At 42.0% G+C, this 12,794-nt stretch carries 12 protein-coding genes and 1 pseudogene; 10 read left to right on the plus strand and 3 right to left on the minus strand.

Features of this window, described 5'->3' with window-relative positions; genetic code table 11:
* Positions 1-127, minus strand: a pseudogene (locus GVJ38_RS13625) (transposase); the annotation flags it as partial.
* 98 nt (positions 128-225) lie between these two features.
* On the minus strand, positions 226-948 hold the full coding sequence (gene treR, locus GVJ38_RS13630) for a trehalose operon repressor (RefSeq protein ID WP_159723750.1): 723 nt from the start codon (positions 946-948) through the stop codon (positions 226-228).
* A 329-nt stretch (positions 949-1,277) separates the two neighbouring features.
* Between treR and treP the strand changes: the two genes are divergently transcribed.
* The 7 genes from treP to GVJ38_RS13665 all read left to right on the plus strand — a co-directional run bounded on the left by treP (position 1,278) and on the right by GVJ38_RS13665 (position 9,233).
* Positions 1,278-3,230, plus strand: coding sequence for a PTS system trehalose-specific EIIBC component (gene treP / locus GVJ38_RS13635; RefSeq protein ID WP_159723751.1), 1,953 nt, complete (start codon positions 1,278-1,280; stop codon positions 3,228-3,230).
* Positions 3,231-3,335: 105 nt separating this feature from the next.
* Positions 3,336-4,964 (plus strand): alpha,alpha-phosphotrehalase, encoded by a 1,629-nt coding sequence (gene treC / locus GVJ38_RS13640; RefSeq protein ID WP_159723760.1) that lies wholly within the window; start codon positions 3,336-3,338, stop codon positions 4,962-4,964.
* Positions 4,965-5,112: 148 nt separating this feature from the next.
* A complete protein-coding gene (locus GVJ38_RS13645; protein ID WP_159723761.1) occupies positions 5,113-5,808 on the plus strand; it encodes an ATP-binding cassette domain-containing protein in 696 nt (231 codons plus the stop codon).
* Positions 5,801-6,562: a hypothetical protein gene (locus GVJ38_RS13650; protein WP_159723752.1), complete on the plus strand. Its 762-nt coding sequence runs from the start codon at positions 5,801-5,803 to the stop codon at positions 6,560-6,562. The genes GVJ38_RS13645 and GVJ38_RS13650 overlap by 8 nt, the downstream gene beginning before the upstream one ends.
* On the plus strand, positions 6,546-7,253 hold the full coding sequence (locus GVJ38_RS13655) for a hypothetical protein (protein WP_159723753.1): 708 nt from the start codon (positions 6,546-6,548) through the stop codon (positions 7,251-7,253). The genes GVJ38_RS13650 and GVJ38_RS13655 overlap by 17 nt, the downstream gene beginning before the upstream one ends.
* 1 nt (position 7,254) lies before the next feature.
* Complete coding sequence (locus GVJ38_RS13660; RefSeq protein ID WP_159723754.1) at positions 7,255-7,923, plus strand: response regulator transcription factor; 669 nt, start codon at positions 7,255-7,257, stop codon at positions 7,921-7,923.
* Positions 7,908-9,233 (plus strand): sensor histidine kinase, encoded by a 1,326-nt coding sequence (locus tag GVJ38_RS13665; protein WP_159723755.1) that lies wholly within the window; start codon positions 7,908-7,910, stop codon positions 9,231-9,233. The genes GVJ38_RS13660 and GVJ38_RS13665 overlap by 16 nt, the downstream gene beginning before the upstream one ends.
* A gap of 44 nt (positions 9,234-9,277) precedes the next feature.
* On the opposite strand, the gene GVJ38_RS13670 is transcribed toward GVJ38_RS13665, so the two are convergent.
* A complete protein-coding gene (locus GVJ38_RS13670) occupies positions 9,278-9,796 on the minus strand; it encodes a DUF4334 domain-containing protein (protein ID WP_159723756.1) in 519 nt (172 codons plus the stop codon).
* Between the two features lie 328 nt (positions 9,797-10,124).
* Here GVJ38_RS13670 and GVJ38_RS13675 point away from each other — a divergent pair, with 328 nt between their 5' ends.
* The 3 genes from GVJ38_RS13675 to GVJ38_RS13685 all read left to right on the plus strand — a co-directional run bounded on the left by GVJ38_RS13675 (position 10,125) and on the right by GVJ38_RS13685 (position 12,648).
* Positions 10,125-10,538, plus strand: coding sequence for a hypothetical protein (locus tag GVJ38_RS13675; RefSeq protein WP_159723757.1), 414 nt, complete (start codon positions 10,125-10,127; stop codon positions 10,536-10,538).
* Positions 10,539-10,722: 184 nt separating this feature from the next.
* Positions 10,723-12,048 carry an LPXTG cell wall anchor domain-containing protein gene (locus tag GVJ38_RS13680; protein ID WP_159723758.1) on the plus strand — a complete coding sequence of 442 codons (1,326 nt, stop codon included), beginning with the start codon at positions 10,723-10,725 and terminating at the stop codon, positions 12,046-12,048.
* A gap of 138 nt (positions 12,049-12,186) precedes the next feature.
* Positions 12,187-12,648, plus strand: coding sequence for a cyclophilin-like fold protein (locus tag GVJ38_RS13685; RefSeq protein ID WP_159723759.1), 462 nt, complete (start codon positions 12,187-12,189; stop codon positions 12,646-12,648).
* The last annotated feature ends 146 nt before the right edge of the window (positions 12,649-12,794 follow it).

The following is a 12,794-nucleotide window of genomic DNA, read 5'->3' on the forward strand; positions in this document are numbered from 1 at the left end:
TAATGGTTTGACGCATAGATGGAATCCCAAATAAATATTGAATGAACACTAACTTGATCAAGACAACGGGGTCAATACTTGGACGCCCTAAAGTAGAATACGTTGATTCAACAATAGGATAAACAAAGTCTACAGTCTGACACGCTGCCTTAATAAAAGCAGCGTGTTTATTTTTTTGCATGAGCATAGGAATGATTTGAGAAAACTGAGAGATGTGCTTGTAAACTAAAAAATGATCGGTGTGCGGCGGGCAAAATCAAAAAAGCGGAATTTATCGACGCGGTGTCGGCTTTCGGTGTATTGGAATTGGATCGCATCTGCTGTGAAGACCCGGCTTTTGACACTGACAATATTCGTATCGTTTTGATTAAGATTAAGCAATTCATGGTCTTCTTCGGTCAAGTGATCAATCGTGATCTCTTTTTCAGCAAAGGAAATTTGTAAGCCTAATGTCTCTTCTAAGTAGCGATAGATTGAATCCCGCGCGATTTCGGTATCTAATTCAGGGATCAGATCGGTGGCTAAGAGGTCTTTATCTAGGATAACTTTTTTTCCTACAATTTGGCGGGTTCGAACAAGTGACCAACAGATCCGTCCAGTTTCAAAGCCCGTAATTTTTGCTAACGGTTCATCAATTGTTTTTTTGTATAAACTGACGACTTGTGTTTGACCTTCATAGCCGTAAGAGTTTTGAAGTTCTTTGTAACTGGTCAAACCGGAAACTGGAAAACGCAACTGCTCTCGTTTTAAAACTAAAGAACCTTTCCCTTGGATTTTTTGGATATAGCCGTTCCCCATTAAAACAGCTAGTGCTTTGCGGATCGTATCACGGGAAACATCATATTTTTGCCGTAAACTATTTTCACTAGGTAAGTAACTACCAGCGGGGTAGACTCCTTTTAAAATGTTACGCTCGATCGTCTGGGAGATCAATTCATACGTCTTCATCGTCTTCCTCCTAACTTGTACGGATAAGTGATTTTAGTATACGATCTTTCAAGCAGCTTGTAAAATAATCAACATAGTCTGTCGTTAGAAAATGATAAAAAAATTATTTAACTGGTCAAAAGAGAACTGCTTGTAGGGAATAAAACCAACATGTTTGATTGAAATAAGCATAAAAGAAACGTTTTCAAATAAAAGATGAACCCTTAGATGAAACTGCTCTCATTTAAGAAACTTTTCATTTTGAGGAAGCGCTTTACATAACTTGTTGTACTCGTTATAGTTGTTTTACAAATTGACTTGTGCGTACAAGTTATTCAGGAGGGATCTTAATGGGAAAGTATGAACAAGATGCAAAAGAACTTTTAACGCTGATCGGCGGCAAGCAAAACATTTCAGCTGTGACACATTGTGCGACCCGAATGCGCTTTGTTTTACATGATCCAAAAAAAGCACAAGAAGCTCAGATCGAAGACATTCCAAGTGTTAAAGGAATGTTCACTAATGCAGGACAGTTTCAAGTCATTATCGGCAATGATGTCCCAACTTTTTATAATGATTTTGTGGCAGTATCTGGTGTTTCAGGGGTGTCAAAGGATGCCGCTAAGTCAGCGGCGAAACAAAATCAAAATCCGATTCAACGAGCGATCACTTTGTTAGCTGAAATTTTTACGCCGTTGCTACCTGCAATTATCGTCGGAGGATTGATTTTAGGTTTTCGTAATATTTTAGAAGCGGTACCGATGGGCTTTCTTGCTGGTCAAACGATCGTCAAAGTCTATCCTTTTTGGAATGGGGTCAATAATTTTTTGTGGTTGCCAAGTGAAGCGATTTTTCACTTCTTACCAGTGGGGATCACTTGGAGTGTAGCTCGGAAAATGGGTGCCACAGAAATTCTCGGAATCGTTTTAGGGATCACGCTTGTTTCCCCACAATTATTGAATGCCTATGCAGTAAACAGTACAACTGCGGCTGAAATCGCAAAAGATTGGACTTGGAATTTCGGCTTTTTTTCAATCGATAAAATTGGTTATCAAGGTCAAGTCCTTCCGGCAATGTTGGCTGGCTTCTTGTTAGTTTACTTGGAACGTTTCTTCCGCAAACATATTCCAGAATCAATAGCTATGATTTTTGTTCCGTTATTTTCACTACTCCCAACGATCATTGCAGCCCATACGATTTTGGGACCTTTCAGTTGGAAAGTTGGTTCTTTGATTTCTGCGGCGGTAAATGCTGGTTTAACTTCACCGCTTAATTGGCTGTTTGGGGGAGTGATTGGTGCTTTTTACGCGCCATTAGTCATCACCGGGATGCATCACACGTTGATGGTGGTGGATTTACAGTTGATCGCTGATTTTGGCTCAACGAATTTTTGGCCAATGGTTTGTCTTTCCAATATTGCTCAAGGTGCGGCAGTCGCGGCGATCGTCTTTTTACACCGAGGCAATAAAAAAGAAGAGCAGATCTCAGTTCCGGCAACGATTTCTGCTTGGCTGGGGGTTACAGAACCTGCCATGTTTGGGATCAATTTGAAATATATGTATCCCTTTATTGCTGCTATGATCGGCAGTGGGATCGCTGGAATTTTTATCACATTGTTTAAGGTGCGGGCATTATCGATCGGCGTTGGGGGGTTGCCAGGGATTTTGGCAATTCGCCCCCAAGATTATGTGATTTTTGCAATCGGAATGGCCATTGCGATCGTAGTTCCATTTATCACGACAGTTTTATTTAACAAAGTCGGTCTGTTCAATAAACTTGATAAAGTTGAAGCCCAAATCCCAGTTGGCTTAGATGAAGTGGATCAATTGACGACGGCTGCGGGTGAAGTAGTTGCCGTTACTGCTCCGATTGCAGGTGAGTTGTTGCCATTAGAACAAGCCAAAGATCCGGTTTTTGCACAAGGAATGATGGGGCAAGGTGTTGTGATCGAACCGACAGCCGGTAAACTTTATGCGCCATTTGATGGACAAGTTAGTTTATTATTTCCAACGCTGCATGCGATCGGCTTAGTCAGTGATGAAGGCGTAGAGATGCTGATTCATATCGGGATCGATACCGTCAAGCTGGAAGGAAAATATTTCACAGCTCACGTCAAACAAGGTGATGCAGTCAAACGGGGGCAATTGTTGTTAGAATTTGATTTGACCGCAATCAAAGCAGCCGGTTATGAAACGCAAACGCCAGTCATCATCACCAATGCCGCCGATTTCCAAGTTGATCCAGTCTTCGAACAAAAAGCCGTGGATCAAACCCAACAGATCTTATCAGCAGTTAAAATCTAGTTTAGCGCCGACAATCGCTAGTTCGTTTAATGGGAAAAAAAGGAGACGATTAACTGTCTCTTTTCGGTAGTAGTTAGTCAATTGTTAAAAAGTAGGAGGAACAGAATTTTGTTCAAAGAAAAAGTTATTTACCAAATTTATCCGAAGTCATTTAAAGATACGACGGGCAATGGGGTCGGAGATTTAAATGGGATCATTGAAAAATTACCTTATTTAGCGGAACTTGGCGTAGAGATGGTGTGGCTGAATCCGATTTTTCCGAGCCCCCAAAAAGACAATGGGTATGACATCAAAGATTACATGGCAATCGATCCTTTATTTGGTACGATGGCTGATTTTGAAAATTTGATCGCTCAAGCCAAAGACTTGGGAATCGAAATCATGCTAGATATGGTGCTCAATCATGTGTCGACGGAACATCCGTGGTTTCAAAAAGCTTTAGCTGGAGATAAACGCTATCAAGATTATTTTATTTTACGCGATGAGCCGACTGATTGGGTCTCAAAATTTGGCGGTAGTGCGTGGGCACCATTTGGGCAAAGTGGAAAATATTATTTGCATCTTTACGATAAGACACAGGCTGATCTAAATTGGCGCAATCCAGAAGTCCGAGAAGCTTTGTTTGAAGTCGTAAAATTTTGGCAAGCAAAAGGTGTCAAAGGCTTTCGCTTTGATGTCATTAATGTGATCGGAAAAGATGAAGTGCTAAAAGATAATGATCAATTTGATGGCAAGCCAGAATATACCGATCGCCCCATCACCCATACGTATTTAAAAGAAATGAATCAAGCGACTTATGGCAACGACCCGGAGATCATTACCGTAGGCGAGATGAGTTTTACCACGGTAGAAAATTGTATTTTATACACGCAGCCAGAGCGCCACGAATTGACAATGACCTTTAATTTTCATCATTTGAAAGTCGATTACGAAAATGGGCAAAAGTGGACGGATGCACCGTTTGATTTTGAACAATTAAAAAGCTTATTTCACGAGTGGGGAACGCAAATGAGTGAGCAGACTGGCTGGAATGCGTGGTTTTGGAATAATCACGATCAACCGCGGGCATTGAACCGGTTTGTGGAAGTCGAACAATACCGTGAAGCGGGGGCTACCATGTTAGCCAGTGCGATCCACTTGAATCGAGGCACACCGTATATTTATATGGGCGAAGAGATTGGGATGATCGATCCGACATACCATTCGATTCATGATTATGTGGATATTGAAAGTCATAATGCCTATCAAGCTTTACTAGCACAAGGACTAACACCGGCTGCAGCTTTTGCGATAATCCAAAAAAAATCGCGGGACAATGCGCGGATTCCGATGCAGTGGGATACAAGTGCTAATGCGGGCTTTACGACCGGGACGCCGTGGTTAGCTAGTGACCAGCAAGCTGAAACGATCAACGTTGCCGCTGAAAAACATGGCGGCAAGATTTTTCCCTATTATCAAAAGTTGATCGCACTGCGAAAAAATTATCCCGTGATTGCACAGGGTACTTATGAAGCATTTGTCCCAGAACATCCGCAAGTCTATGGTTTTATTCGGCGCTACGAAAATCAGAGTTTACTAGTGGTGAATAATTTCTATGCTGCTGAGACGCTAGTAGAGCTACCCGCTGAATTTGTGGCTGGTGATGTTTTGATCACCAATACTGAATTGACAGAAGTGACGCAAAAATTGACTTTACAGCCGTATCAAACCGTCGCGCTATTAGTTGAACACTAAAGTAAAAAGTTGGTCGCAAAAAACTGTAAACAATAAAGCAAAAAGAAGTCGGACTTCTTTTTTACGTGGGTTGAGCTTGAGGGCAAACGTTTATTTTTTTCCGTTAGTTTTCCGTTAGATTTGTTTTGTAAGTTTAGCTCAAGGGGGGATCAAGATGAAACTTACAACGAATCACTTGAGTTATCAAACGAAACAACAACAAATTTTACGAGAGGTCACGTTGACAGTAAACTCGGGCACAATCTATGGATTACTGGGTCCAAATGGTGCGGGGAAATCCACCTTGATGAAATTAATCACCGGGATCATGCAGCCGACCTCAGGGACGATTTTATTTGATGGCCAGCCGTTAACGTTAACTGACTTGAAAAAAATCGGTGCGTTGATCGAACGACCAGCGATTTACGAAAATTTGACTGCGGCAGAAAATTTACGCGTCTTGTCATTACTGCTTGATTTACCGGAAGAAAACGCAGTCGAAGCATTAGACTTAGTCGAACTGTCAACCGGCAATAAGTTAGCGAAACATTTTTCATTAGGGATGAAGCAACGACTAGGGATCGCGATGGCACTTGTAAAAAAGCCCCAACTTCTAATTTTAGATGAACCAACGAATGGGTTAGATCCGGTGGGAATCGAAGCACTGCGGAACTTATTGAAAAAATTAGCTCAAGCTGGAATGACGATCGTCATCTCTAGTCATATTTTAGCCGAGATCGAAGTGATTGCTGATACGATCGGGATTTTAGTCGATGGTCGTTTACTCTATGAAGAAAAAAATCAACATCACGATTTAGAGGCCACCTTCATGGAACTGATCAAAGGAGGCGCACAACATGTTTAAGGCTAGTTGGTTGATGGAAAAACGGAGCGGTAACATGCGGTTGATCTGGCTGATGCCACTGTGCTTCAGTGCTTTTTCTTTGCTGTGGCGAGGTGCTGCTGGCCGGATCGATGACGTTCACAGTGTGTATGCCACAGTCAGTATCAATCTCAATACATTGTTGTTTTTGCCGATCACGTGTGCGTTATTAGTCAACAGTACGGTGAAGCGTCAAAAACAGTTACAACTATTTTTGACGAGTAACGGCGTAGATCAAAAACGATTATTTTGGCGGCAGCTAGTGGTCAACAGTGGTGAGCTTGCGATTATTTTAAGTTTAGAAGCCGTGATCGGGACACTCATCTTATTTATTTCAGGTGATGTGCAGTTTTTAGCTCCTAGTTACTATTGGTTTAGTTTAGCAGTTGTTTATTGCTGTACGTTGCCCGTACTAACGATTTCATTAGTCATCAGTCAGCTGTCCAATCGGATCATCACGTTACTGGTGAACTTTGGTTTAGGGATTGCCAGTGCGCTGATCGCGTTGACAAAATTTTGGTGGGCTCTGCCGTGGACGTATAGCATGCGAAGTGTGGCAAGTTTACTGGCTATTCATCCAAACGGGACGATCCTTCAGCCGAGCGATCCGGTTTATCATTTATTGCAGCCCGTGCAAAATGTTTGGCGTGCGCTGTTTTTGAGTAGCGCGATTTTTATTATTTTTCTTTTAGTCCAAGTGAAGATCGGAGGCTCAAAAAATGCTGCGCTTTCTTAAAGCAGAATGGCTAAAAACAAAACGAACGTGGGTTCCGCTGCTGCTAATTGTCTTACCGTTGTTGTATAGCGGTTTGTTCAGTTGGTATGTACAAGCGACACAAGGCAAAGCGTTACTGACACCGATTAGCTATCAAGCGTTTTTGTTTTTATTGCTCTTAGCTTGTCAATTTATGAGCGGGATTTTGATCGGCCTCGTAACGGAAACTGAACGGCAGGCAGGAAATTTTATCAATGATCTGACGATGGGCTTTACCCGTAATCAAGTCTGGCGGAATCAAATGGTTTTATATTTCAGCTGGCTCGTGCTTGTTTTCAGTTTGGCGATTGGGAGTTTTTGGTGGCTGAGCAGGGGGCCATTTACAGGAAAAATGTTGTTGACAAGCGGAGTGGTGTGCGGTTTAACGGCATTGATCTTACCGCTACATTATATGTTAGCGCTAAAATTTCAGCTAGCTGGTCCGATTTTTTTCAGTTTATTTTGGTTGATCTTAAGTTCAGTGGGCGGGGAATTTAATTTGTTAGGACCCTTCTGGCAATTCTTACCACCCGTTTATCCAACGAAACTTTTAGTAACCGGTGGTCCATTGGGCTGGTATTTATTTTTAGGTGTTTGCGCTGGTGCTCTTTTTTATTTTGTGGGGCAATTCTGGTACAATCGGTTTAATCCAGCGAATACAAAGGAAGAGTAAGATGGAAAAAATAATCGTTATTGATGATGACCACGATCTATTACAACTACTGCATAAAGCGCTCGTTAAAGTCGGTTATCAAGTGGAAACGTACGATTCAGTGAAAGCTGTGACGATCCAGCAGTTGAATCAAGCGGATCTAATTATTTTAGATGTGATGTTACCCGATGAAGATGGTTTTTCATATTTGCGTCAACAACGCGCTGTGATCGCGCCACCAGTGATTTTTTTGACGGCTAAAGATTTTGAGAAGGATTTAGTAGAAGGTTTTGCCAGTGGTGGGGATGATTATATCACGAAACCATTTTCGTTGAAGGAATTACGAATGCGGGTGGCAGCGCATGTGCGGCGTGAAAAAAGAAGTCCGCAGTTGCGTTTAAAATCAGGAACGGTCTGGGTAGATTTAATTGCGCAACAATTTTATGTTGGCGAGACACCGTTGGAATTGACCGCCGCTGAATTTGCGATCTGTAAGCTATTGTTACAAAATAAGCCTCAGATTTTTGCCAAAGAGACGATCTACACGACCGTTTTTGGTTATGACGCGACAGGAGACAGCCAAACGACGATCACCGAACGAATCAAAAACATTCGCCATAAGTTTGCGACATTTGATTTAAATCCGATCGAAACAGTGTGGGGGGTAGGGTATCGATGGCGCGGAGTTTAAAAGGCATCTTGATCCGTTTTGCGCTAATGGAAGTTTTGGGTTTTTTAGGCGTCGTTGGGATTTTGAGTCTCCTTATTTGGGGATTGATGGGCAGTCGACTGATCGGATCAGCCCAAGAATTAACTCAACAAGCCGATCAGCTCACCCAAAAAATCCAGCAAAAAAATTTTTCTCCCCAGCAAATCCCACCTTATTTTGCGTATGAAATCACGGATAAAAAAGGCAAGATCGTCGCCTCGACTTTTACTTCCCGTGATCACAAAGCTTTGGTTCACGCGAAAAACACCGGACGCTACCAAACCGCTAACAGCGCATTTAATATGCAAGAGTATCGGTATATCGTAGGAGCTAAGTATAATGTCGGCTTACGATTTTTGATTTCTGGTTATTTTCGCAATCCTACGCTGTACAAACTGTTTCCCCGGATCGACCTGCTGGTGGTCGTAAGTTTTGTCTTGCTGTTAAGTGTAAGCAGTCTGCTGATCTTGCGCCATTTTGCTAAAAAATTGCAGCAAGAATTACATAAAGCCGCAGAATTAAATGAACATTTGCTGGTGCAAGATTTAACTTATGAACCAGCCGCGAGTTCGATTACAGAGATCCAACAGTTGATCACTGGCATGGATCGCTTGAAACACGAGTTGGCGGCTTCATTAAAAAGTCAGTGGCAAAAAGAGCAGCAGTTGACGGAAAGTATCCAAGCTATCACTCATGACATCAAAACACCGATCTCGATCATGCAAGGCAATGTGGAGCTGCTGGCCGAAGATGAACCTGAACAAGCCGAGCTACAAGTGATCTTGCGAAATTTAGCCCGGCTGAATGATTATGTGGATGAATTAAAAGTCATCTCTGCATTGGCACCTGCTAAAACTTCAACTGAAAGTATTTCAATTGAGCTAGTGGAGCATTGGGGGCAAATCGGGGCAGCTTTAGCTAAAGCCCACCAGCTAAATTTCAAGCTAGGACCACTTGAAGCTAGTCAGAAAAAAATTAACTCCGCCGATTTGACTCGCGCGTTAGAAAATATTTTCAATAATGCAGTCGAACATACAGCAGCAACCGGTGAGATCCGTTTTTCGGCTTATCATGCAGCGGGTTATTATTGGCTGACGATCCAAAACAGTGGTGGCTTTTCTGAAGCTGCCTTACGTCATGGCAAAGAGCGTTTTTTCACCGAGAAGACAGCTCGAACCAACGAACATTATGGTTTAGGACTGACGATTGCAGCACAACTCGTTTCCCAAAGCGGCGGCACATTGTTTTTAAGCAATACGGACACTGAGGCTCAAGTCAAGCTACGATTTTAATTGCCGCAATAGTTCGCTTCAAAAAAAACGACAAGCACGGCTACTTATTTACGAACCATTTTTTCTAAAATGAAATAGAATTTCTGCTCGCTCCTGATTTCTTTAATATCCATCAGACCAAGTAGTGTGTGTTCATCGATTTTTCGAAAGACATCGATGATCGCTTTTTGATCATAAATCATCGCAGGACTGATGTGCTCGCGGTATTCGATTTCGCGTAAGCGGGCACCGGATTTTTTTGTTTGTAACAAAAATGGGGCAGCTCCGCGAATTTTCGCGACAACAGCGCGTGGGATCTGTTCCACTCCAGCAAACAAAGGGAGACGCCCCGCATCCATTGCATATAAAGTACCATTCCGTTTTTCCATCACGAGAGGATAGACTTCTTCGGGGTTTTTAAAATATTTGCCATACCAGCCACACGCGGTGAGTAAACCTTCTAGTGGATGACCTGTGGTAAGTTCAGTTCCTTTCCATAAACCAGTGAGGTGGGAACAGTCAGGTGAAGGCAGGGAATCAAACCACGCGAGGGCTTCAGTTTGTGTCAATGATTTAGGTTGCATGGACAAGACCTCCTTTTAGAAAAGTGAGTAGTCGTTGTTACAAGTAATAATTTCAGTGTAGCATAAATTTGGTCAAAACTACTCGGCGGAGCAGGTAGATGCTTTCTACTAGTCAAACGAAGCGACGCATGTTTTGGTTTTTTAGGCTGAACGAATGAATCATTAAAAAACGAGTAAAGTTTGTGCTTTACTCGCTTTTTTGATTGGAGCTGATCGTAATTTAGCGTAAAATAAATCAGCAGCAGAAACCAAATCAATCGAGGTGTCACATGTTCAAAAAAATTTTTTATCACATGCAATCGAATCAAATTCAGCGAGGGTTATCACAATGGAAATCTTAACCGCTCTTTTATTTAGCTTACGGGAAAAATTGCCACCGGTGATCACAAAATTCACCTTAAGTATTTTGATCTTAGGCGCGGCAGCTTTTGCCGGTCTATTCGGCTACGGAACCCTCTTGCACCTAGCACAAGGAAATTATTCCTTTGCGAGTTTATTGTTCACCGTCTTTGCTTTATTTGCCGCGGTCGTCTTATTTTTAGTCACGTTGTTGTTTTCATTACGAAAAACGAATCCGATCTTAGAGATTGTGATCGCAAGTTTGAATTTTATTTTCTTTTTAGGCTTACTGCTGTTTTCCGTGAGTGATCCTTTACCGGGCTTTCAAAAAATCAGTTTGATCATTTTTGCATTAAGCGGTAGTTTGGCGTTTGGGTATAATAGTTTCAAACGTTTAAGATAAGATTAAACCAGCCGTTTGTCATCTAAATTTAATTTGTTATTTGACTAAAACTACATCTTACGGTGATAAACAAAAATAAATAAGGTGCGTTATAGTTAGCGTTTCATCAGTTGACGGCTTGAACGCCACCTTTTATACTCTAAACTAACGTCTGAGACAAGGCCTAGACTGGAGAGGATGGAGTATGAAAAAAACTTTTTTAACTAGTTTGCTGGTGGTAGTTTTTGAAAGTTTCACATTATCAGTATCGGCGCTAGCAACTGAAAATCAAACAGTTCAAGTGTCAGCTACAAAAAATTCGACTATGACAGTCTTAACTGATACGTCAACTGTTGCAAAAAATTCCGAGAATCCAACTTCTAGTGAGACAATAAATTCGACTGAATCAGGTGCAGCAACCGGTACAAGTGTTTCTTCATTGCCAGCCAGCAAGCCCGCTCAAACAACTAAGCCGGCTGCAACGAATCAAGTTGGAGTTCCGACCCAGCAAACTAATTCGCCAGCTCAACCAGCAAATCCTAATCAAAATGAAATCCAATCCAATTCGACAACCCAAGGATCAGAAAATCCTGCGACGACCAATCAATCAGAAGTCCCGCAACCAGTTGTCCCAAGCGAACCTAGTACAGTCCAACCGAGCGTTCCGAGTGTTCCTAATGAAACGACTGGAAAAAATTCAACTGAGCCGGAGAACCCGCAGCCTAGCACGTCAGCTGATCCTGCTGGAACGTCAACAACCTCACAGCCCAACGGAACAACAGGAACGACGACAGAAGTGCCGAGTCAATCGACTGGACACACGACTGAACCTAGCTCTCAGCCTGCAAAACCAGGGCAGTCAACGACTTCAGGATCGTCCAGGCCAGCACATAGTGAAGAACCGACAAGTTCGACTACAACGGAAGGATCTACAACAACTAGTGAATCCCGCACATCAACTACTGAAACCACGACTGCTTCAAGCTCGACTTCAGTAAGCAGTCGTGAACAATCGACATCAGCTACTGGTGTTCAAACTGAAAGTAGTTCAGTAGGTACCAAAAACCATACTGGACAAAAAACGGACAGAGCTCTTCGAACGGCGCTAGCAAAAATGGAACGACAAATCGAAGTGGGGGATAAAGCCCAAATCGCACAAGCGCTGCAAGAGCAGATGTTTGCAGAAGACAACGCGCAATCTACCAAAGAGCAGATCCGTCCAGTCAATTGCCATCCATCTTTGAAAAATCCGATTACGCTTCCCGACGGCTCTAAAATCATCGGTATGAAAAAAGGATTGCCGATCGTCCAAAAGCCTAATGGAAAACTCATCGTCGCCTCACCTGCCGAAGTTGGGGCAAAAGTTCAAAAAGATGGTTCGTTAGTAGTGATCGATAAAAATGGGAAAACACGGGTCTTGCCAAAGACTGGTGAAAAAGATAATCACCTGATCCCGTTGATCGGAAGTATCTTAGTTTTAGTCAGTGGGATTTTTTATAAATATACGCGAACTAAATTTATCTTTGAATAAACTAAAAAGGTCGTGATCGAAACGAATTCGGTCACGACTTTTTTGTATTATAGCTGTAGTGCATAATAGCTTATGCCAATTACGTATTAGTCAGCGCTGACTTTTTTCAGTATGCTAAGCATAAAGGAGGAGAGTCTGATGCATGCTTTTAAGTTGCTAATACTTATTAGTTTGTTTTTCGGTTTGACTGCTTGCCAAAGTGTGAAGCCAGTAAAATTGCCAAAAGAACCAAGTCCAAAAGAAAAAAATTTTTCAGCTGTATCTGTAAAGATCAAAGGCAAAACTTATCAGCTCCATTTAGCGAACAATGACACCACGCACGCATTTATAAAAAGATTACCACTAGAATTGACGTTACAGGAGCTAAATGGCAATGAGAAATTTCAAGAGCTGCCGTTTGAATTACCCACGGATGAACAACCAATCCAACAAATCCGCAAAGGGGATGTTTTACTATTCGGTTCGCGGACTTTAGTCATTTTTTATGAAGATTTTCCGACCCACTACAAATATACCCGCATCGGTAAACTAGCTCCGCATCAAGTAGATTCTCTGAAGTCAAATACTTCAGTTCAAGTAAAAATAGCCCGTCCAAAATGAAATCCGCATGTTTTTTAATTCACTAGTGTTGCACAAATAATTTCAGAAAAATCTGAAAACTATGTTTCATTCAAAATTGCAAAAAAGTCGAATGCTTACGCAGCGGATGACTTTTATTCCAGAAATTGTACGTTTTATTAAATTGA

This window comes from Enterococcus sp. CSURQ0835 (assembly GCF_902706605.1).
Classification (GTDB): Bacteria; Bacillota; Bacilli; order Lactobacillales; family Enterococcaceae; genus Enterococcus_A.